Source organism: Streptacidiphilus sp. BW17 (assembly GCF_041262485.1).
In the GTDB taxonomy this organism is placed as follows: domain Bacteria; phylum Actinomycetota; class Actinomycetes; order Streptomycetales; family Streptomycetaceae; genus Streptacidiphilus.
The window spans coordinates 216,915-237,069 of sequence record NZ_JBGCCR010000007.1; the positions used below are offsets into that span (position 1 = coordinate 216,915).

The window sequence follows — 20,155 nt, forward strand, 5'->3', positions numbered from 1 at the left end:
CACCACCGGCACCAATCTCGCACCGCCGCACCATCGGCACCTCGCAACGGACCGGCACCCGCACCCGCACCTGGCCGCGCCCGTAGCCCCGTGCATCCACCACCGGTCCGAACCCACTGGAGTCCCCGTGTCGACTGCCCTCCCCCGCAGAGGACGCCGCGCCCTGGCGGCCCTCGCCGTGACGGCCTCGCTCGCACTCACCGCCGCCGCCTGCACCGGCCAGCCCAACACCGGCGCGCAAGGCGGCACCGGGACCGACAACAAGCCGGTCACCATCACCTTCTGGCACGGCTGGAGCCAGCCCAACGAGCTCGCCGCGATCAACACGGACATCGCCGCGTTCGAGAAGCTGCACCCGAACATCAAGGTCAACGCGGTCAAGGCGGTGTCCGGCGACACCATCACCCAGGGCCTGCGGGCCACCGGCGCCAGCGCGCCCGACGTGGTCTCCGACTTCTCCACCACCGACGTCGGCAAGTTCTGCTCGACCGGCGCGTTCGTCAACCTGGACCCGCTGATGGCGAAGGACGGGATCGACCCGAAGACCACCTTCTCGCCGACCATGCTCAGCTACACCCAGTACAAGGGCGACCAGTGCTCGCTGCCGCTGCTGGGCGACGCGTACGGCCTCTACTACAACGTCGACATGTTCAAGGCCGCGGGCATCGCCTCGCCGCCGAAGACCTTCTCCGAGCTGGCCGCCGACGCGGTCAAGCTGACCAAGGGCGACGGGTCGCAGCAGCTCGGCTACATGCCGCTGTGGGACTACTACGAGCAGAACACCGGCTACGTGGGCGGCCAGTACAACCCGACGTACTTCACCCCGGACGGCAAGTCCGCCCTTTCGAGCGACCCGACCTGGCCGGCGCTGTTCTCCTGGCAGAAGAGCCTGGTCAGCCAACTGGGCGGCTACGCCCACCTGGAGAAGCTGCGCACCGGTTACGGTGACGAGTTCGCCGCCAACGCCTTCGACAAGGGCAAGGTCGCGATGCAGCTGGACGGCGAGTGGCGCATCTCCAACCTGCAGCAGGACAACGTCCCGTTCCACTGGGCCACCGCGCCGTTCCCGGTCCCGGACAGCATGGCGGCCGACTACGGCATGGGCTTCCAGACCGGAACCATCATCGGCATCAACCGCAACAGCCAGAAGCAGGCCGCAGCCTGGGATTTCGTGAAGTTCATGACCACGGACACCAACGCCCTGGTCACCTTCGCCAACGCGATAGACAACGTGCCGAGCACCCTGGCCGCGCTCAAGTCGCCCGACCTGAAGCTGCCGAGCACCTTCCAGACCTTCCTGAACGTCGCGGCCGACCCCAAGTCGGTCACGCAGCCCGCCACTCCGGACGGCGACAACTACGTCACCATCCTGCAGAACCTGGGCCTGGATCTGCAGTCCGGCAAGCAGACCGACGTGACGGCCGGGCTGAAGAAGGCCGACACGGACATCGACAACTCGCTCGCCCAGGCAGGGGCGCAGTGACCTCCACCAGTTGACGCTCCGTCAACGTCCGCCGACCCGTCAACATCCGGCCCGGTCGAGACGCGTCCCGCCTCGACCGGCCCGGCCGGCAGCGCCCGGAACCCGCCCCAACTCCTCCCCCGTCACCCGGTGGTGAACGTCATGAGCAGCACGACAGCCGAGACCGGCCTGTCCCCCACCCCGCGCCGGGCGCGCGCAAGCAAACCCCCGGTCGCGCCCGCGCTCAAGCGCAAGCGCCGCCGCGAGCTGCGGGTGGCGCTGGCCTTCCTCTCCCCCTGGCTGATCGGCTTCGCGATCTTCTTCGCCTACCCGCTGATCTCCACCGTCTACTTCTCCTTCATGCACTACGACGGCTACAACCCGCCGAACTTCGTGGGCCTGAAGAACTGGAACTACGTCCTCACGGAGAACCCGTACTTCTGGCAGGCCATGCGGAACACGCTGTGGCTGGTCGTGGTCATGGTCACGCTGCGGGTGATCTTCGGGCTCGGCATCGGGATGCTGATCACCAAGATCAAGACGGGCGCCGGTTTCTTCCGTACCGCCTTCTACCTGCCGTACCTGGCCCCGCCGGTGGCGGCCACCATCGGCTTCGCCTTCCTGCTCAACCCCGGTACCGGGCCGGTCGACCACCTGCTCGGCAAGCTCGGGCTGCCGCAGCCCGGCTGGTTCAACGACCCGAACTGGTCCAAGCCCTCGCTGGTGCTGCTGGCGGTGTGGGGCATCGGCGACCTGATGGTCATCTTCATGGCGGCGCTGCTGGACGTGCCGACCGAGCAGTACGAGGCGGCGTCGCTCGACGGCGCGGGCCCGTTCCAGCGGTTCCGGTACGTGACGCTGCCGAACATCACGCCGATCATCATGTTCGCCGTGGTCACCGGCGTGATCCAGACGCTCCAGTTCTACACCCAGGCGATCGTCGCGGGGCAGGTCGCCTCCGGCGTGATCAGCGGCGCGGGAACGAACTACGTCCCCGGCTACCCCAGCGGGTCGACCTGGACCGTTCCCCAACTCGTCTACAACCTCGGCTTCCAGAGCAACGACGACATCGGCTCGGCCTGCGTGGTCTCGCTGGTCCTCTTCGTGCTCGCGATGGCCTTCACCTCCCTGCTGATGCGCCGGCGCTCCGGCCTCATGGGCGACGACTGAGCAGGAAAGGGGCCCATCAGACCATGAGCGAGACACTGACTCTCGACACCCCCGCGAGCGCCCCCGCGCCCGCGCCGCGAACGGCCGCGCACCGCCGGGCCGTTCGCAACCGCAGGCTCAACTGGATCGCCGTGCACTCGCTCGGCATCGCTGCGGCGCTGTTCTTCCTGCTGCCGTTCGTCTTCCTCTTCCTGACCTCGCTGATGAGCGACAACCAGACGCTCAGCGCCAACCTCTGGCCGCAGCACTGGGTCTGGAGCAACTACGTCAACGTGTTCAAGGTGCCGGGCTTCACCAGCTGGTGGAAGAACAGCATCATCTACTCCGTGGCCGGGACGGTGCTGACCGTCGTCTCCTCGGTCCCGGTCGCCTACGCGCTGGCCAAGTTCCGCTTCCCAGGGCGCCGGGTGGCGATGATGGCGGTCATCTCGATGATGATGCTGCCGCCGCAGGTGATCATCGTCCCGATGTACCTGGTCTGGACGAACCAGCTGCACCTGACCGGCACGCTGTGGCCGCTGATCATCCCGATGGCCTTCGGCGACGCGTTCTCCATCTTCCTGCTGCGCCAGTTCCTGCTGACCATCCCCAAGGAGTACCTGGACGCGGCCAAGGTCGACGGCTGCGGCGAGCTGCGCACGCTGCTCCGGGTGATCCTGCCGATGATCAAGCCCGCCATCTCGGCGGTCGCGCTGTTCCAGTTCTTCTACTGCTGGAACGACTTCTTCGGCCCGCAGATCTACCTGGCGCAGAACCCCGCCTCGTGGACGGTCTCCTACGGTCTGCAGACCTTCCACAGCGCGCACCACACCGACTGGAACCTGACCATGGCCGCCACGCTGCTGGTGATGGCGCCCGTGATCATCGTGTTCTTCTTCGCACAGAAGGCCTTCATCGAGGGCGTGACGCTGACGGGAGTCAAGGGCTGATGAGCCTCAAACTGGTCGTGGTCGGGGGCGGCTCGACCTACACGCCGGAGCTGATCGACGGCTTCGCGAGACTCCGGGACACCCTGCCCGTCGGCGAACTGGTCCTGGTGGACCCGGCTGCGGAGCGGCTGGAGCTGGTCGGCGGTCTGGCCCGGCGGATCTTCGCCAAGCAGGGCCACCCGGGCACCGTCACCACCTCCAGCGACCTCGACGCGTCCGTCCAGGGCGCGGACGCGGTGCTGCTGCAGCTCCGGGTCGGCGGGCAGGCCGCCCGCAACGAGGACGAGACCTGGCCACTGGAGTGCGGCTGCGTCGGCCAGGAGACGACCGGTGCGGGCGGGTTGGCCAAGGCGCTGCGCACCGTCCCGGTGGTGCTGGACATCGCCGAGCGGGTCCGCCGGGCCGCGCCGGACGCGTGGATCGTCGACTTCACCAACCCGGTGGGCATCGTCACCCGGGCGCTTCTGACGCACGGTCACAAGGCGGTCGGGCTCTGCAACGTGGCCATCGGCTTCCAGCGCAAGTTCGCCGGGCTGCTCGGCGTCGCGCCGGAGCGTGTGCAGTTGGACCACGTCGGGCTCAACCACCTCACCTGGGAGCGGGGCGTCCGACTGGACGGCAAGGACGTGCTGCCGGACCTCATCTCCGGCCACGGCGAGGCGATCGCCGAGGATCTGGAGCTGCCGCTGTCGCTGGTACGGCAGTTGGGCGTGGTGCCGTCGTACTACCTGCGCTACTTCTACGAACACGACGCGGTCGTGGCCGAGTTGAAGAAGCAGGGCTCGCGCGCCGCCAAGGTGGCGCAGATCGAGCGCGAGCTGCTGACCATGTACGCGGACCCGTCGCTGGACGAGAAGCCGGAGCTGCTGGCGCAGCGCGGCGGCGCGTTCTACAGCGAGGCGGCAGTGCAGTTGGTCGCGTCACTGCTGGGCACCCAGGGCGGCGCGCCGTCCGAGCAGGTGGTCAACCTGCTCAACCGGGGCACCCTGCCGTTCCTCCCGGACGACGCGGTGATCGAGGTCCCGGCGCTGGTCGACGCGGGGGGCCCGCGCGCGCTGCCGGTCGCGCCGGTCGAACCGCTCTACGCCGGGCTGATCGGCCATGTCACCGGCTACGAGCAGCTCGCCCTGGATGCGGCGCTGCGCGGCGGCAGAGACCGCGTCTTCCAAGCCCTGCTGGCCCACCCGTTGGTCGGACAGATCGATCGGGCCGAACAACTGACGGACCGTCTGATATCCCACAACCACGCGCACCTGGCCTGGGCGTGACGACCTTCATGACCGCCGATCACCGCGACGCCGATCCCTCGGACGACGGCGAAGCCGGGAATCCCCTCGGCGCCGGCACGGTCGGCGCCGAGGGCAACGAGCTGGTCGCGGGCGTCCTCGCGATCGACGCGGGCAACAGCAAGACCGACGTGGCCATCGTGACCGCGACCGGCACCGTCCTCGGCACCGCACGCGGGGAGGGCTTCCGGCCCTACCTGGCCGGGCCGGACGCCGCGATCGACCGGCTGGCGGAGATCGTCGCCGAGGCGGCTGCAGCGGCGGAACTCCCCCTCGACCACGGCCCGTTGGTCACGCACGCGTCGGCGTGCCTGGCCAACGCGGACCTGCCGGTCGAGGAGCGGGAACTCCAGCAGGCCATCGCGGCCCGTGGCTGGTCCCGGACCACGGTCGTGGCCAACGACACCTTCGCCCTCCTCCGCGCCGGCACGGACGCGCCGCGCGGCGTCGCGGTCGTCTGCGGTGCGGGCATCAACTGCGTCGGCCTGCTCCCCGACGGCCGAACGGCGCGGTTTCCCGCGCTCGGCCAGATCACCGGGGACTGGGGCGGAGGCGGGGGCATCTCGCTTGAGGTGATGTGGTCCTCCGTCCGTGCGGAGGACGGCCGCGGCGCGGCCACCACGCTGGCGGCGGCGGTCGCGGACCACTTCGGCCTCGACAGCGCCGGCGCGGTCGCCGAGGCGGTCCACCTCGGCGAGCTACCGGAGGGCCGCCTGCACGAACTGGTCCCGGTCCTCTTCCGCTGCGCGGAGGCGGGCGACGCGATCGCCCTGGAGCTGGTCCACCGCCAGGCGGAGGAGATCACCACACTGGCGGGCGTCGCCCTGCAACGCCTGGACCTGCTGGACACCCCGGCCGACGTCGTCCTCGGCGGCGGTGTGCTGGCGGCGAGACAGCCGCTGCTGCTGGACGCCGTCGCGGAACTCCTGGCAGTGCGGGCGCCGTTGGCACGGCCACGCGTGGTCACCACCCCACCGGTGGTGGGCGCGGCGCTCCTGGGACTGGACCACTTGGCCGCAGCGCAGTTGGGCGGCGGTCCTGCGGCGCAGGCGAAGCTGCGGGCAGCGTACGGCGAATAACTGGTGCCCCGCCCGCTCGGGGCGCCAGGCCCTAAATCCCTTGCGGCGCCGAGAACGGGACAACTACCGTGCCCGGCGATCGACAACTGCCAAGGGGGATGACCGTGCCCGTACCGTTCGACGCCGAGCTGCAGCGCGTCTACGACGCCATCATGGCGGAGGAGGAGCCGCCGATCAGCGTCGAGCGGCTGGCGGACATCCGCGCCGAGGACACGGCCGGGGTGCCGTCTCACGAGGCGCTGAGCCGCGACGGCCGATTCGCCGTCACCGAGCGGACGGTGCCGGGACTGCCCGGCGATCCCGAGATCGCGCTGCTGATCTGCACGCCGGTCGACTCACCCGCGTCGCGGCCGGTGCTCTACTACAGCCACGGCGGCGGCACCTTCTGCGGTGACCACCGCATCGCCCTCGATCCGATGCTCGACACGGCCGAGCTGCTCGGCGCAACACTGGTCTCGGTCCGCTACCGGCTGACGCCCGAGCACCCGCACCCCGCGCCGATCGACGACGTCTACGCCGGCCTGCTGTGGACGGCGGAGCACGCGGCCGAGCTCGGGATCGACCCGGAGCGGATCGTCGTCGCCGGCCCGAGCGCCGGTGGCGGCCTCAGCGCCGCACTCGCCCTGACCGTGCGGGACAAGGGCGGCCCGCGACTGCGCGGCCAGCTGCTGATGAGCCCGATGCTCGACGACCACAACGACAGCGCCTCAGTGCGGCAGATGGACGGCCTCGACATCTGGGACCGCAGCGACAACGGGTTCGGCTGGGACAGCCTGCTCGGCAGCGCCTGCGGTGGCCCGGACGTCTCCCCGTACGCCGCGCCCGCCCGCGCCACGGACCTGTCCGGGCTGCCGCCCGCCTTCATCGACGCCGGCTCCGCCGAGTGCCTGCGCGACGAGGCCGTCACCTACGCCACCCGCATCTGGGCGGCCGACGGCGAGGCCGAGCTGCACGTCTGGACGGGCGGCTTCCACTGCTTCGACCGGGTCGTGCCCGACGCCGGGATCAGCCGCGCCGCCCGCGAGGCCCGCCACTCCTGGCTGCGCCGCGTCCTGGCCACCGGCTGAGGCCTGCATCAGACGTGCGCGGGTTGCCAGGACTCCCCTGCAACCCGCGCCGGGCGCGGCCGAGAACCTACCGGCGTCCCTTCTCCCCGTAGCGCGGCAGCCCGGTCGTGTCGATGGTGGCGAGGTCGCCGATCCGGATCACGTCCCCGTAGGGATAGGACGTCCGGAGCAGGTACTCGGGCCCCTGGCCCTTGGAGCCGACCTCGGTGGCGTACAAGCAGGTGCCGTCGCGCGGATCGACGATCAGATAGTGCTCGATGCCCATGGCCGCGTAGTCGGCCATCTTCCTGACGTAGTCGTTGTCGGGATTGGACCGGGAGACGATCTCGACGGCCAGGACGAGCTCGCGCGCGTCGACTGCATCCTCGTCGGTGTCGAACGCGGCACGTGGAGCCACCATGATGTCCGGCATGCGCAGCTTGCCGAGGCTGGCGTCATCGGTGTCGGTGTTCTCGACGGCCAGGAGCGGTTCGGGCAGTTGGGCGTCGAGCTGCCGGACCACGTCCTTGGCAGCGAGCCCGTGCTTGGGCACGGGCGACATCATCATGACGATCTCGCCACCGCTGATCTCGGAGCGGACCTCGCGCGGCAGGCCGTTGAACAACTCCGCGCGCATCTCCCTCAGGTGTCGGTAGATGGCGTCCTGGTGACTCATGGAGCCGCTCCTTCGGTCACAACGCCCCGGCCGTCGTCGTCTCCTCCATCCTATGCGGGCGTACTCGCGTCAACCGGGGCACCGGGCCGGGCGGGCTCAGTTCGCCCACGGCGGCGCGAGCCGGGAGCCGTCGGGCAGGACGGCCTCCAGGCCGACCGACGTGCAGGTCCACATCGCCGCCGGGGCGTCGCCCTCGTTGTCGACGCAGAGTGTGCTGCCCGCGTTGACGATCAGGACGTCGCCGGGCGCGAGCTCCGCGCGCTCGCCGTCGAGGGTGACGGTCAGGCGGCCGGCGAGCAGGTGGACGATCTCCTCCTTGGTGACGGTGTGGGCGGTTCCGGCCGTCCCGGCGGGGATCTCACCGCGCCAGGCGGCGAGCTCCTTGGCGCCGGTGGACGGGTTGGCGTACCCCAGGAAGCGGGCGCCGTGGATCTCGTGGGGCTGGGCCTCGGTGCTGCGGATGACGGGCATGACAGGTTCCTTCCTACAGAGATAGACAAGTGGCTTGTCTATTGCGATACAGACAAGCTACTTGTCCATTGCGCTAGGGTCAACCCATGGACAGCAGCAGCGACGCGACCAGCCTCTCCTTCTCCGCGCTCGTCCTCGCCCTCGCGGGCGAGCTCGTGGAGGGCATCCACCAGCGGGTGGTCGACGCGGGGTTCGACGACCTGCGGCCGACGCACGGCTTCGCCTTCGCGCGGATCTCGCACGGCGGCGCCACCACCGCCGACCTCGCGGCGCACCTCGGGGTGACCAAGCAGGCCGCCGCCCAACTCGTCGAGGAACTGGTGAAGAAGGGGTACGTCGAGCGCCACCCGCACCCCACCGACGCCCGCGCGCGGCTGCTGCAGCTGACCGAGCGCGGCTGGGCCTGCACCCGCGCCGCGGACGCCGCGGCCGTCGCCGCCGTCGCACCCTGGCGGGAGACCCTCGGCGCGGAGCGATTCGCCGACCTGACCAGGGATCTGGCGGCGCTCAACCCCAAAGGCCCGATTCGTCCTGCTTGGTGACACCCGATCCGATGATCCCACCCTGCTGACGACTTGTGTCACAGGTCTGCCGCGAAAGCCCAAGATCGCAGCATCAGGGGTGTGCCGGTCGGAGTGGGCGGCCATACTGCTTGCGATACAAGCACAGGCTAGAGGCACAGACAGAGGCACAGCCGTCGGCGGACCGTCCCTAGGCGGATCACGAGGCGCCCAGGGGGAAGGGGGACGCGCACAGTATGGCCACCACGCTGCAGGAACGACCCGTCCAAGGCCGGACCCAAGGCCCGATGCAAGGCCCACCCCAGGGCCGGAGAGTGCGGGAGCGGGCGACCGCCGTGCTGACCGGCACGCCGCCGAGGCGCCTGCGGTCCGGCGCGGTCGGACTGGCGCTGCTCGCGCTGTTGTTCGGCGTGCTGACGGTCTGGCAGGTGGACTCGCGGACCACCGCCGCCGACAACGTCGTCAACCACAGCCAGCCGCTCAGTGACGACGCCGCGCAGATCTTCCGGTCGCTCGCCGACGCCGACACCACCGCCGCGACCGGCTTCCTGCAGGCGGGGGCCGAGACCGCGACCGTGCGCGACCAGTACAACGCCGACATCGCCACCGCGTCCAAGCTGCTCACCCAGGCCGCCGCGCAGACCGATCCGAACGATCCCGGCCAGCAGTGGATCCAGCAGCTCAACACCCAGCTCCCGGTCTACGCGGGCCTGGTGGAGACGGCCAAGGCGGACGACCGGCAGGGCCTGCCGCTCGGCGGCGCGTACCTGCGGTACGGGTCCGGCCAGATGCAGGGTCAGATGCTGCTGGAGGCCCAGAACCTCTACAACGCCGAGACCGCACGGCTGCACGCGGACTACGCGGACGCCCGCTCGCTGCCCTGGGCCGCGCTCGGCCTCGGGGTGGTGCTGCTGATCCTGCTGGTCCGCGCGCAGGTGCTGCTCTACCGGCGGACCAACCGGGTCTTCAACATCGGGCTGGTGCTGGGCACCGCGTGCGCGACGGTCGCGCTGCTGTGGCTGGCGGCCGGTCAGAGCGTCGCCGCGTCGTACCTCTCCGACAGCGACACCCAGGGCGCCGCGCCGCTCCAGGTGCTGAACGAGGCGGGCATCGAGGCGCTCAAGTGCCGTGGCGCGGAGAACCTCAACCTGGTGGCCCGTGGCTCGACCACCGTCTACGAGGACACCTGGGAGAAGGAGAGCGCGGCCCTCGGCAACGCGAACGCGACCAGCGGCTACCTCCCCACCGCCCGCAGCATGACCACGGGTGACGCGGTGGCCCAGCAGTCGCTGACCGCCGCACTGAGCGACTGGCACACCTGGCAGTCGCGGCACGACACCGCCTACACCGCCAACCAGGCGGGCGACTACCAGACGGCGCTGAACGACACCATCGGCACCGGGAGCACCACCATCAACGCCTCGTTCACCGCGCTGGAGAGCAGCCTCAACAGTGCCGCCACGCACGAGCAGGCGCAGTTCACCAGCCTCGCCGACGACGGCCGCAACGCCACCACCCTGCTCGCGCCGGGCGCGGGTCTGCTGGCGGTGCTGGCGGCGGTCGGCGCGGTGGCGGGCATCAACCGACGCGTGGCCGAGTACCGGTAGGGAGGAGAGCAGTGATGAGAACCACCGACCGACCGCGCGCCGGACAGGCGTTGCGTACCGGGCAGGCGTTGCGTACCCGACAGGCGTTGCGCATCCTCCGGCGTCCCGGGGTCTGGGCCGCGACCGTGGCGCTGCTGCTGGGCGGCTTCGCCTTCGCGGGCAGCTCGGCGGCGGAGACAGGCGGGCTGCCCGCCGACGCACCCGTGCTCGTCGCCCACGCGCCCGCCCACACCCCGGCGGACACGAGCAGCGGCTGCGACCAGCAGGCCAGCCAGACGCCGAGCACCTCGGACAGCGGCCCTGACATCCAGAAGATCCTGCAGCGCGGCAAGTTGGTCGTCGGCATCGACACCAACAGCTACCTTTGGGGCTTCCGCGACCCGAAGTCGGGTCAGCTGGAGGGCTTCGACATCGATCTCGTGCACGCCATCGCCCAGGCGCTGTTCGGCGACCCGAACGCGGTCGACTTCCTGGCCGTGCCGACGGACCAGCGGATCAACGCCCTGGAGAGCGGCGAGGTCGACATGGTGGTGCGCGCCATGACCATCACCTGCGACCGCGAGCAGCAGGTCTCCTTCTCCGCGCCGTACTTCACCACCGGTCAGCAGCTGATCGTGCCGGGCACCTCCCAGGTGACCGGGTTCGACGCCTCGCTGAAGGGCCAGCGGGTCTGCACCGCCACCGGCTCGACCGGAGAGGCGCAGCTGCAGGCGAGCCCGTACAAGTCGCAGGAGGTGCCGGTCGCCAACCAGCTGGACTGCCTGGTGCTGATGCAGCTGGGCCAGGTCGACGCGACCATCACCGACGGCGCGCTGGCGGCGGGTCAGGCCGCGCAGGACCCGACGCTGAAGCTGCCGGGCGCACTGCTGGACACCGAGTACTACGGCGTCGCCGTCAAACACGGTGCCTGGGACCTGGTCGCCCGGGTCAACGCGGTGATCCAGTCCTACGAGTCGAGCGGCGGCTGGCAGGCGAGTTACCAGCACTGGCTCAAGCAGGGCACCTCGAAGGACGGCACGCCGCCCGTGGCGCACTGGGTCAACGAGCAACCGTGAGCAGCCGTCGCCGAAACCGGCTCACCGCAGCGCTGACCACCGCGCTGACCTGCGAGGACAGGCACACCCGTAGCGAAGACGTCAAGGAATCGACAAAGACCGGCCCCGACTCCCCGACGGCGATCCGCATCTGACAATCTGACCACTGGCACGACCCACAGGGAGACAAGCAAGCATGGCGTTGACCGGACCAGGCGGTCCCGTGATGACCCGCGAGGAGGTGGACCGCGCACTCGCCCGACTCGGCACCGAGCGCGAGGCCGTCGAAGCCTCCCTGCTGGCACTGCAGGACCACCCGGGTCGACGTCTGCTCGAGGGCGCGGAGCTCACCGGCCGTACCCGGGAGCGGTGGGAGGCCGCCGCACCGGGCCTGCAACTGCTGTGGACCTGCTTCGACACCTACTCCGAGGCGTTGGCCGCCGCCCGCGCGGTCCGCTCCCGGCGCAACCGGCCCAGCCAGTCCGAGCTGATCGAGCTGACCGAGCTGCTGCGCGGCAGCGGGGTCACCGTCTCCGGCAGCCAACTGCCGGCCACGGCAGGCTCGCTGACGGGCGGGGCACGGCTCAGCGAACAGGTCAGCCTGGGCGAGCTGGTGGCCCGGATGAACGACTGGTACGCCCGGATCATCGAGGTCGCCTCGGCCGCCGACGCGGTCTGGTCGGCGCTGCCCGCCCGGATCGACCTGCTGCTGGCCGAACTCGGCCGGGTGCAGGCGCTGGCCGGCTCGGTCGGCGTCCACGCCGGCGAGCACCCGGCCGGTGACGCGCTGCACAAGATCGGCAAGGAACTCGCCGCGCTCCGCAGCGAGGTGGTCACCGACCCGCTCGCCTTCTGGACGCCGCGTCCGGCGGCCATGTCCGCGCCCGGCCGCGAGCCGGTCGGCGGGACGGTGGAGACCGGCCGCTACGACCGGGCCGCGCGGACCGTCGACGACATCCGGCTCGAACTCACCGACCTGCTCCGGCTCCGCGACGACGCGGACGAACGGCTGGAGCGCGTCGGCGAGACCCTGGCCCGCGCCGACGCCACCCTGGCCGAGGCGCGCCGGGCCCGTGGCGAGGTGCTCGCGAAGATCGCCGCCACCGAGGTGCCGACGGTGCCGGGACCGGCCAGCGCGATGCGCGAACGGCTGGCCCAGGCCGACCAGTTGCGCCAGCACGGGCAGTGGCACCGGCTGGCGCCGCTGCTGGACACCCTGGAGTCCGCCTCGCTGCGCGAGCTGGAACGCGCCAGGGAGTCGCTCACCGCGGTGACCGCCCCGCTGGCGGTCCGCGCGGAGCTGCGCGGTCGGCTGGACGCCTACAAGGCGATGGCCGCCCGGCGCGGGATGTCCGAGGACCCGGAGCTGATCGAGCGTTACGACCAGGCCCGGCGGATGCTCTGGAGCGCACCCTGCGACCTGCGCGCCGCCGACTACGCGGTGCAGCGCTACCAACAGGCGCTGCACACGGCCCACCAGCAGGCGTCCCAACAGCAGGCGCCCCAGCAGCACGCCGCGCCGCCCGGCGGCGGGCCGGTGGACGGACGGCCCTACGGTGCCTGACAGTCCATGAGGGTAGACAGGGTGAGTACGCACCACCACGCGCAGTACGCCCAGTACGAACAGCGCACACAGCTCGACACGTTCGACAAGCTCAACACGTTCGACAAGTGGAACCAGACGACTTTTGCGGCCCAGACCGCAGGGGGATGGCGGGGATGAACGCGGTACCGTGCACACGGCCGGACTGCACCGGCTCGGGAGTCATCGACGCGGACGGCTACTGCACCGAGTGCGGGCTGGCCCCGCTCCCGGTCGCGACCGGCGTCGGCGGCCGGGCGGGTGGCTCGACGGGCGCCGCGCCCGCATCGGGAGCCGCCGCAGCGTCCGCTGCCCAGGCCCCGGGTGGACCGGGCGCGCCCTGCGTGCGGCCGGACTGCACCGGAACGGGCGTCATCGACGACGACGGCTACTGCAACGAGTGCGGCCTCGCGCCGATGCCGGTCGGGACCGCGCCCATCCCGCCGCAGCACGGCTCGGGCGGCTCCGGCAACACCTCGCGCAGCACCAGCACGTCCCGCAGCTCGCGCAGTTCCCGTTCGATGTCCGGACGTTCACGGTCCAGCCGGACCGGGCGCGGAGGCTCCGTCTCGGTGCGCAGCACCCGCAGCACCAGCCAGGGCACCCGGGGCGCGCTCGGGGCCGGGCTGGTCACCGTGCCGCCGATCCCGCGTCCGGACCCGCGGACGGCGGTGCTGCAGAACCCGGAGGTCCCGGAGCGCAAGCGGTTCTGCAGCAAGTGCGAGTCCCCGGTGGGCCGTTCCCGCAACGGCACGCCGGGGCGTACCGACGGCTTCTGCGCCAAGTGCGGCACCGAGTACTCGTTCACCCCGAAGCTCTTCGCCGGTGACCTGGTCGGCGGCCAGTACGAGGTGCTCGGCTGCCTCGCGCACGGCGGTCTGGGCTGGATCTACCTCGGCATCGACCGGCGCGTCAACGACCGCTGGATCGTGCTGAAGGGCCTGCTGGACACCGGTGACGAGGAGGCGCTGGCGGTCGCCATCGCCGAGCGCCGCTACCTGGCCGAGGTGGACCACCCGAACCTGGTCCGCATCATCAACTTCGTCGAGCACCCGGACGCGCGCAAGGGCACCCGTGACGGCTACATCGTCATGGAGTACGTCGGCGGCAAGTCGCTCAAGGACATCGCCGACGCCCGCCGTACGCCCGACGGCCGCCGCGAGCCGCTGCCGGTCGAACAGGCCATGGCCTACGCACTGGAGGCGCTGCCCGCGCTCGGCTACCTGCACAGCCGGGGCCTGATCTACTGCGACTTCAAGCTGGACAACGTGATCCAGTCCGAGGACCAGCTGAAGATCATCGACATGGGCGCGGTCCGCCGCCAGGACGACGACGGCGCGATCTACGGCACCATCGGCTACCAGGCCCCGGAGATAGCCACGGACGGCGTCTCCCCCGCGTCCGACCTCTACACGGTCGCGCGGGCGCTGGCGGTCATGTCCTTCGACTTCCAGGGCTACTCCACCGTCTACCGCGACTCGCTCCCGGGGCCGGAGGAGGTCGAGGTCTTCGACCGCTACGAGTCGTACTACCGGCTGCTGGTCCGCGCGACCGACGCCGACCCGGGCCGTCGGTTCGCCTCCGCGCAGGAGATGGCCGAGCAGCTGACCGGCGTGCTGCGCGAGGTGCTGGCGCTCCAGGACGGCAAGGCGCGTCCGGCGCTGTCCACCCTGTTCGGCCCGGAACTGCGGGTCGTGGACACCGAGTTGCTCCATGCCGAGCTGGGCGCGCCGGACTCGCTGCGCGGCGGGCGGAAGCGCAAGGGCGCAGCGGCGCTCCCGGCCGCCGCCGTGGCAAACCCGGTTGCCAACCCGGCCGCCGCGCCGCAGGTGCTGCCGCTGGACACCCGGGCGGCGGCGCTGGCGCTGCCGGTGCCGCGGATCGACCCCGGCGACCCCAACGCCGGTTTCCTGGCCGCGCTGATGGCGACCGCCCCGGCCGAGGTGCTGGCCGCCCTGCAGACCGCGCCGGTCAACTCCGTCGAGCTGCGGCTGCGCGGCCTGCGCACGCTGATCGAGGTGGGCGACCTGACGGCTGTGCAGACCGCGCTGGCCGAGCTGTTCGTGGACTTCCCCGACGACTGGCGGGTCGTCTGGTACCGGGGTCTGGCCGCGCTGGTCGCCTCCGCCCAGCCCAACGGCCCCGAGGCACGGGCCGCCCTGCAGACGGCGGCCGAGGCCTTCGACGCGGTCTACGACGCCTTCCCCGGCGAGGCCGCACCCAAGCTGGCGCTCGGCGTCTGCGCCGAGGCGCTCGGTGAGCGCGAGGACGCGGCCGAGTTCTACCGGCTGGTCTGGACGACCGACCGCGCCTACGTCAGCGCGGCGTTCGGGCTGGGCCGGGTGCTGCTCGCGTCCGGCGACCGGACCGGGGCGGTGGCCGCCCTGGAGTCGGTGCCCGAGGCGTCCACGCACTACGTCGCCGCGCGCGTCGCCTCGGTCCGGGCCCGGCTGCGCGACCGCGCGGCGCAGGAACCGCTCCGCGAGGACCTGGACGCGTGCTCCCGCCAGCTGACCGGGCTGGGCCTCGACGCGCGCCGCCGCGAGGAGTTGACCGTCGAGGTGCTGGGCAAGGCACTCGGCTGGGTCCTCGCGGGACGACCCGACGGTCCGGCCGCCGCCGGGCCGGTGAACCTGCTGGGCCACTCCGCCGAGGAGCGCGACCTGCGCTTCGCGCTGGAGCAGTCCTACCGGGTTCTGGCACGACTGTCCGACAGCGCCGACCAGCGCATCGCATGGGTGGAGCGGGCCAACCGCACCCGCCCCAGGACCTGGGTGTGAGAGATCAGGCATGGACCAACTGACGCTTTCCTGCCCGCGCTGCGCCCAACCGGTCGCCGAGGGCGACCTGTTCTGCGAGGAGTGCGGCGCGGACCTCGTCGCCGCGCGCTCCGGCGCCGGTGACCCGCGCGCGGCGGTAGCCGCTCCGTCGGCTCCGGCGGCCGTCCCCGCTCCCGCCCCGGCGCCCGCTGCCGCGTGGCCGGTCGCGCCCCTGGGCGCGGACGAGCAGGGACCCGAGCACTGGGACGACCTCAAGACCGGGCACGGCGCCGACGACTTCGCCCTGGGCGGATCCGGCGTATCCGGCCCGGCGACGGCCCCGGCCACCGCCGGGCCCACGACCGCCGGTACCGGTCAGACCGGCGACTTCGTGCTCGCCGCGCCGCTGCTGGCCACCGAGCTGCCCGACGCCTCCGCCGAGGACGACGGCGTGCCCGCCGGGCCGCCCCACCCCGCCGCCGAGCCGCGCGTCGGCACGCCCGTGGTGCCGGACACCCGGCTCTGCGTCGGCTGCGGGGCGCAGCGGATCGACAACGACGGCTACTGCGAGCTGTGCGGTCGCGCGCAGCCGCGTCCGAGGGACCATCAGGAGCGGGCGCTGGCCAGCGTCTGCGGCGTCAGCGACCGGGGCCACCGGCACCACCGCAACGAGGACGCCTTCGCGGTCGCCGCGACCTCGCGTCCGGGCGGCGGGTCCGCCGTGGTCGCCGTGGTCTGCGACGGCGTCTCCTCGGCGACCCGGCCTGACGAGGCGTCACAGGCCGCCGCCGACTGCGCCAGTGAGTCGCTGCTGGAGCAACTGGAGTCCGGCGCGGCACCGGAGACGGCCATGCACACGGCCATCCTCGCCGCCGCCGAGCGGGTGGACCGGCTGGCCGAGGAGTTCGAGCGCGAGCCCAGCCGCAACTCCCCGGCCTGCACCATCGTCAGCGCGATCGCCACGGACGGCCAGGTGACCCTCGGCTGGGTCGGCGACAGTCGCGGCTACTGGTTCCCCGACGACCGGTCCCGCTCGGTCCGGCTCACCGTGGACGACTCCTGGGCCACCCGGATGGTCTCCGCCGGACTGATGTCCGAGGCGGAGGCCTTCGCCGACCCGCGCGCCCACGCGATCACCGGCTGGCTCGGCGCGGACGCCGTCGAGGTCGAGCCGCACACCCTGAGCTTCGCCCCCGACGCCCCGGGCGTCGTGCTGATCTGCACCGACGGCCTGTGGAACTACTCCGAGGCCGCACCCGACCTGGCCAAGATCGTCCCGCCGGACGCGCGGACGCGTCCGCTGGAGGCGGCGCAGACCCTGGTCCGCTACGCCTGCGACCGGGGCGGCCACGACAACGTGACCGTCGCGGTGCTGCCGCTACAGCCCGCACCGCACCCCGAGGTCGAACCGGACCACGCTCCGACGCTGGTCCCCGGAAGCCTTGACGCACCCACCATTCAGCTACGCGAGGGGGAGAGCTGACGCCATGCCCGCCAACTTCACCAAGTCCGACCTTCCGCAGTTCTCCGTCGACATCTTCCAGAACGAGTACCTGGCGCAGGGCGCGAACGAGGTCAACGCCATCGTCACGGTGACCTCCACCGGCGGCGCGGTCGGCGGCGGCCCTGTCGACGCCCCGGACGCGGCCGTGGTCATCGCCGTCGACTGCTCGGGCTCGATGGACTACCCGCCGACCAAGATCCGCAACGCCCGTGAGGCGACCGCCGCCGCGATCGACGCGGTCCGCGACGGCGTCTGCTTCGCGGTGGTCGCCGGGACGCACGAGGCCAAGGAGGTCTACCCGGGCGGCGGGCAGCTCGCGGTGTCCAGCCCGGGCACCCGCGAGGAGGCCAAGCAGTCGCTGCGCCGCCTCACCCCCGGCGGCGGCACCGCCATCGGCACCTGGCTGACCAAGGCCGACCAGGTCTTCTCCACCCGCCCTGACATCTCCATCCGCCACGCCATCCTGCTGACCGACGGCCGCAACGAGCACGAGAAGCCGGAGCAGCTGCAGCGCACCCTGAACCGGGTGCAGGGCAGGTTCACCGCGGACTGCCGTGGCGTCGGAACCGACTGGGAGGTCGAGGAGCTGCGCCGGATCTCCTCCGCGCTGCTCGGCACCGTCGACATCGTCGCCGACCCGTCCGGCCTGGCCGAGGACTTCCGGTCGATGATGGAGAACGCCATGGGCAAGGCCCTGGCCGACGTGGCGCTGCGGGTCTGGACGCCCGCGAACGCGCAGGTCAAGTTCGTCAAGCAGGTCGCCCCGACCGTCGAGGACCTGACCGGCCGCCGCAAGGAGGCCGGTCCGCGCGCCGGCGACTACCCCACCGGCTCGTGGGGCGACGAGAGCCGCGACTACCACGTCTGCATCGAGGTGCCCCCCGCGGGCGTCGGCGACGAGATGCTGGCGGGCCGGATCAGCCTGGTCGTGCCGCAGGCCGACGGCAGCTCCGAGGTGCTGTCCCAGGGTCTCGTCAAGGCGGTCTGGACGGACGACCTCAACGCCTCCACCAAGATCAACCCGCAGGTGGCCCACTACACCGGCCAGGCGGAGCTCGCCGGGGCGATCCAGGAGGGTCTGGAGGCCCACCGGCGCGGCGACCTGGACAGTGCCACGGCCAAGTTGGGCAAGGCGGTCCAGCTCGCCGCCGAGTCCGGCAACGAGGACACCTTCAGGCTGTTGTCCAAGGTCGTGGACGTGGTCGACGCGAAGGAAGGTACCGTTCGCTTCCGTAAGAACGTGACCGAGGAGGACTCGATGACCCTCGAGACCCGCTCAACGAAGACCGTCAGGGTGAAGAAGTAGCGTTACCCGAGACGGAGAGCGTCCGCTCCCCACCACCTCCTTCGAGCCAGACCTACGAGCCAGACCCTGAGGGGGCTCCCGTAATGCCCATCTGCCCGCACGGCCACCAGTCGCAGACCGCCGACTACTGCGACTACTGCGGCATGCCCATGGGCGCGCCGCCGGCCCCGCACCCGATGCCGGGCGGACAGCCGGGCCCGGGCCCGGGCGTGCCGACGCCGACGGCCGGGTTGCCGATGTGCCCGATCTGCTCCACCCCGCGCACCGGCCAGTACTGCGAGGAGTGCGGCTACAACTGGGACCTGGCGCCGGTGGGCGGCGGTGGCGGGATGCAGCCGCCGCCCCTGCCCACGCCCGAGCCGCAGCCGCGGGTGACGCCCCAGCCGCCGTACCCCGGGGCGCACGTCCCCGGGCTGCAGGTCCCCGGGCCGCAGGTGACGAACCAGCCGCCGTACCCCGGGCCGCAGGTGACGGCTCCTCCGGTCCCGCAGCAGCCGCTCCCGACGCCCCCGGTCCAGGGCACGCCGATGGCGCCGCCGCCCGAGGGCCGGCCCGGTGGTGGTTTCGGCGGCGGCTACGGCAACTACGTGACCGGTGACACCAGCGGTGGTGCGGGTACGGAGTACTTCCTCGCCCCGCCGCAGGGCCCTGGCCAGCCGGGTCAGCCGGGTCAGCCGGATCCGGACTACGGGCATCCGCAGCCCGGCCCCGGCGCTGCTCCGGTGGCCGCGCCGCCTGCCCGGCGCGGCACCTGGATCGCGGTGGTCACCGCCGACCGCGAGTACTTCGGCGACATGATGGCCCGCAGCGGACCGGAGGCGGGCGGCCTCTACTTCCCGCCGTTCTCGCCCGAGCGCCGGGTGCCGATGACCGGGCAGGGCCAGCTCCGCATCGGCCGCCGCAGCCACCAGCGCGGTACGGTCCCGGAGATCGACCTCTCCATCGCACCGGAGGACCCGGGCGCGTCCCACCAGCACGCGCTGCTCCAGGAGCAGCCGGACGGCAGCTGGGTGGTCATCGACCAGGACTCCACCAACGGCACCACCCTCAACGGCGCGGCGGAGTCGCTGTCGCCGTTCGTCCCGGTCGAGCTCCACGACGGCGACCGGATCCACGTCGGCGCCTGGACGACGATCACCGTCCACTGCGCCTGAGTCCGCTGCGTCTGAGGCCGGCGTGCCTGAGCCTGCCGCCCGGGGCCCTTCGACCGGCCCCGGGCGGCGGCGGTGTGCGCGGTCTCGGTCCGGCTGTTCCGTTGGGACGACACGTGACGGTGCCGGTCTGAGAGGATGGACAGGTGGAGATCAGACGAGGCACGCTTTCGACCGAGACCTTCTACGAGCAGGTCGGCGGGGAGCCGACGTTCCGTCGTCTGGTCCGCCGGTTCTACGCCGGTGTCGCCGAGGACCCGATCCTCCGCCCGATGTACCCGGAGCAGGACCTCGGTCCCGCCGAGGAGCGGCTGGTCCTCTTCCTGATGCAGTACTGGGGTGGCCCGACCACCTACAGCGAGGAGCGCGGTCACCCGCGGCTGCGGATGCGGCATGCGCCGTTCACCGTGGACCGCGCCGCGCACGACGCGTGGCTGTCGCACATGCGCGAGGCCGTCACCGAGCTGGGCCTCAGCCCGGAGCACGAGCAGCAGTTGTGGGACTACCTCACCTACGCCGCCAAGTCGATGATCAACACCCCGGAGTAAGTGACCGCCCAGGCGGCCGCGTCA

19 protein-coding genes are annotated in these 20,155 nt (G+C 71.8%); 17 read left to right on the forward strand and 2 right to left on the reverse strand.

Annotated elements, in window-relative coordinates; all coding sequences use genetic code 11:
- Positions 1-127 precede the first annotated feature (127 nt).
- From ABH940_RS11605 to ABH940_RS11630, 6 genes are all read left to right on the forward strand, one after another.
- Positions 128-1,483 (forward strand): extracellular solute-binding protein, encoded by a 1,356-nt coding sequence (locus ABH940_RS11605; protein WP_370105183.1) that lies wholly within the window; start codon positions 128-130, stop codon positions 1,481-1,483.
- A gap of 141 nt (positions 1,484-1,624) precedes the next feature.
- Complete coding sequence (locus ABH940_RS11610) at positions 1,625-2,632, forward strand: carbohydrate ABC transporter permease (protein WP_370063269.1); 1,008 nt, start codon at positions 1,625-1,627, stop codon at positions 2,630-2,632.
- A 23-nt stretch (positions 2,633-2,655) separates the two neighbouring features.
- A complete protein-coding gene (locus ABH940_RS11615; protein ID WP_370063267.1) occupies positions 2,656-3,561 on the forward strand; it encodes a carbohydrate ABC transporter permease in 906 nt (301 codons plus the stop codon).
- Entirely contained in the window at positions 3,561-4,829 is a 1,269-nt protein-coding gene (locus ABH940_RS11620) for a 6-phospho-beta-glucosidase (RefSeq protein ID WP_370105184.1), read from the forward strand. The genes ABH940_RS11615 and ABH940_RS11620 overlap by 1 nt, the downstream gene beginning before the upstream one ends.
- Before the next feature lie 8 nt (positions 4,830-4,837).
- Entirely contained in the window at positions 4,838-5,926 is a 1,089-nt protein-coding gene (locus tag ABH940_RS11625) for an N-acetylglucosamine kinase (RefSeq protein WP_370105185.1), read from the forward strand.
- A gap of 98 nt (positions 5,927-6,024) precedes the next feature.
- On the forward strand, positions 6,025-6,993 hold the full coding sequence (locus ABH940_RS11630; RefSeq protein ID WP_370063261.1) for an alpha/beta hydrolase: 969 nt from the start codon (positions 6,025-6,027) through the stop codon (positions 6,991-6,993).
- A 67-nt stretch (positions 6,994-7,060) separates the two neighbouring features.
- Here the strand turns inward: ABH940_RS11630 and ABH940_RS11635 are convergent, their stop codons facing one another.
- Both ABH940_RS11635 and ABH940_RS11640 read right to left on the reverse strand, forming a co-directional pair.
- Positions 7,061-7,648 carry a Uma2 family endonuclease gene (locus tag ABH940_RS11635; protein WP_370063259.1) on the reverse strand — a complete coding sequence of 196 codons (588 nt, stop codon included), beginning with the start codon at positions 7,646-7,648 and terminating at the stop codon, positions 7,061-7,063.
- A gap of 96 nt (positions 7,649-7,744) precedes the next feature.
- Positions 7,745-8,119 carry a cupin domain-containing protein gene (locus ABH940_RS11640; RefSeq protein WP_370105186.1) on the reverse strand — a complete coding sequence of 125 codons (375 nt, stop codon included), beginning with the start codon at positions 8,117-8,119 and terminating at the stop codon, positions 7,745-7,747.
- An 86-nt stretch (positions 8,120-8,205) separates the two neighbouring features.
- Here ABH940_RS11640 and ABH940_RS11645 point away from each other — a divergent pair, with 86 nt between their 5' ends.
- From ABH940_RS11645 to ABH940_RS11695, 11 genes are all read left to right on the forward strand, one after another.
- The gene (locus tag ABH940_RS11645) at positions 8,206-8,661 is read left to right on the forward strand and encodes a MarR family winged helix-turn-helix transcriptional regulator (RefSeq protein WP_370105187.1); all 456 of its coding nucleotides are present in this window, start codon (positions 8,206-8,208) and stop codon (positions 8,659-8,661) included.
- Between the two features lie 266 nt (positions 8,662-8,927).
- Entirely contained in the window at positions 8,928-10,247 is a 1,320-nt protein-coding gene (locus tag ABH940_RS11650) for a hypothetical protein (RefSeq protein ID WP_370063253.1), read from the forward strand.
- A 14-nt stretch (positions 10,248-10,261) separates the two neighbouring features.
- Positions 10,262-11,302, forward strand: coding sequence for a glutamate ABC transporter substrate-binding protein (locus tag ABH940_RS11655; protein ID WP_370063251.1), 1,041 nt, complete (start codon positions 10,262-10,264; stop codon positions 11,300-11,302).
- Positions 11,299-11,436, forward strand: coding sequence for a hypothetical protein (locus tag ABH940_RS11660; protein ID WP_370063249.1), 138 nt, complete (start codon positions 11,299-11,301; stop codon positions 11,434-11,436). Before ABH940_RS11655 ends, ABH940_RS11660 begins: the two co-directional genes overlap by 4 nt.
- A gap of 41 nt (positions 11,437-11,477) precedes the next feature.
- Complete coding sequence (locus ABH940_RS11665; protein WP_370063247.1) at positions 11,478-12,845, forward strand: hypothetical protein; 1,368 nt, start codon at positions 11,478-11,480, stop codon at positions 12,843-12,845.
- Positions 12,846-12,866: 21 nt separating this feature from the next.
- Positions 12,867-13,004, forward strand: coding sequence for a hypothetical protein (locus tag ABH940_RS11670; protein WP_370063245.1), 138 nt, complete (start codon positions 12,867-12,869; stop codon positions 13,002-13,004).
- Positions 13,001-15,643 carry a tetratricopeptide repeat protein gene (locus ABH940_RS11675; RefSeq protein WP_370063243.1) on the forward strand — a complete coding sequence of 881 codons (2,643 nt, stop codon included), beginning with the start codon at positions 13,001-13,003 and terminating at the stop codon, positions 15,641-15,643. The genes ABH940_RS11670 and ABH940_RS11675 overlap by 4 nt, the downstream gene beginning before the upstream one ends.
- 10 nt (positions 15,644-15,653) lie before the next feature.
- Complete coding sequence (locus ABH940_RS11680) at positions 15,654-17,105, forward strand: PP2C family serine/threonine-protein phosphatase (RefSeq protein ID WP_370063241.1); 1,452 nt, start codon at positions 15,654-15,656, stop codon at positions 17,103-17,105.
- Between the two features lie 4 nt (positions 17,106-17,109).
- The gene (locus tag ABH940_RS11685) at positions 17,110-18,432 is read left to right on the forward strand and encodes a VWA domain-containing protein (RefSeq protein ID WP_370063239.1); all 1,323 of its coding nucleotides are present in this window, start codon (positions 17,110-17,112) and stop codon (positions 18,430-18,432) included.
- Between the two features lie 83 nt (positions 18,433-18,515).
- Positions 18,516-19,586 carry an FHA domain-containing protein gene (locus ABH940_RS11690; RefSeq protein WP_370063237.1) on the forward strand — a complete coding sequence of 357 codons (1,071 nt, stop codon included), beginning with the start codon at positions 18,516-18,518 and terminating at the stop codon, positions 19,584-19,586.
- A 143-nt stretch (positions 19,587-19,729) separates the two neighbouring features.
- Positions 19,730-20,131, forward strand: a complete 402-nt coding sequence (locus ABH940_RS11695) for a globin (RefSeq protein ID WP_370063235.1) — start codon at positions 19,730-19,732, stop codon at positions 20,129-20,131.
- Positions 20,132-20,155 lie beyond the last annotated feature (24 nt).

Excerpts from the sequence above, each read along its gene's own strand:
- ABH940_RS11675 (WP_370063243.1), top strand. The coding sequence starts at position 13,001 with ATGAACGCGGTACCGTGCACACGGCCGGACTGCACCGGCTCGGGAGTC.
- ABH940_RS11650 (WP_370063253.1), top strand. The coding sequence starts at position 8,928 with ATGCAAGGCCCACCCCAGGGCCGGAGAGTGCGGGAGCGGGCGACCGCC.
- ABH940_RS11610 (WP_370063269.1), top strand. The coding sequence starts at position 1,625 with ATGAGCAGCACGACAGCCGAGACCGGCCTGTCCCCCACCCCGCGCCGG.
- ABH940_RS11630 (WP_370063261.1), top strand. The coding sequence starts at position 6,025 with ATGACCGTGCCCGTACCGTTCGACGCCGAGCTGCAGCGCGTCTACGAC.
- ABH940_RS11635 (WP_370063259.1), bottom strand. The coding sequence starts at position 7,648 with ATGAGTCACCAGGACGCCATCTACCGACACCTGAGGGAGATGCGCGCG.
- ABH940_RS11625 (WP_370105185.1), top strand. The coding sequence starts at position 4,838 with ATGACCGCCGATCACCGCGACGCCGATCCCTCGGACGACGGCGAAGCC.
- ABH940_RS11620 (WP_370105184.1), top strand. The coding sequence starts at position 3,561 with ATGAGCCTCAAACTGGTCGTGGTCGGGGGCGGCTCGACCTACACGCCG.
- ABH940_RS11645 (WP_370105187.1), top strand. The coding sequence starts at position 8,206 with ATGGACAGCAGCAGCGACGCGACCAGCCTCTCCTTCTCCGCGCTCGTC.
- ABH940_RS11655 (WP_370063251.1), top strand. The coding sequence starts at position 10,262 with ATGAGAACCACCGACCGACCGCGCGCCGGACAGGCGTTGCGTACCGGG.
- ABH940_RS11640 (WP_370105186.1), bottom strand. The coding sequence starts at position 8,119 with ATGCCCGTCATCCGCAGCACCGAGGCCCAGCCCCACGAGATCCACGGC.
- ABH940_RS11665 (WP_370063247.1), top strand. The coding sequence starts at position 11,478 with ATGGCGTTGACCGGACCAGGCGGTCCCGTGATGACCCGCGAGGAGGTG.
- ABH940_RS11615 (WP_370063267.1), top strand. The coding sequence starts at position 2,656 with ATGAGCGAGACACTGACTCTCGACACCCCCGCGAGCGCCCCCGCGCCC.
- ABH940_RS11680 (WP_370063241.1), top strand. The coding sequence starts at position 15,654 with ATGGACCAACTGACGCTTTCCTGCCCGCGCTGCGCCCAACCGGTCGCC.
- ABH940_RS11685 (WP_370063239.1), top strand. The coding sequence starts at position 17,110 with ATGCCCGCCAACTTCACCAAGTCCGACCTTCCGCAGTTCTCCGTCGAC.
- ABH940_RS11690 (WP_370063237.1), top strand. The coding sequence starts at position 18,516 with ATGCCCATCTGCCCGCACGGCCACCAGTCGCAGACCGCCGACTACTGC.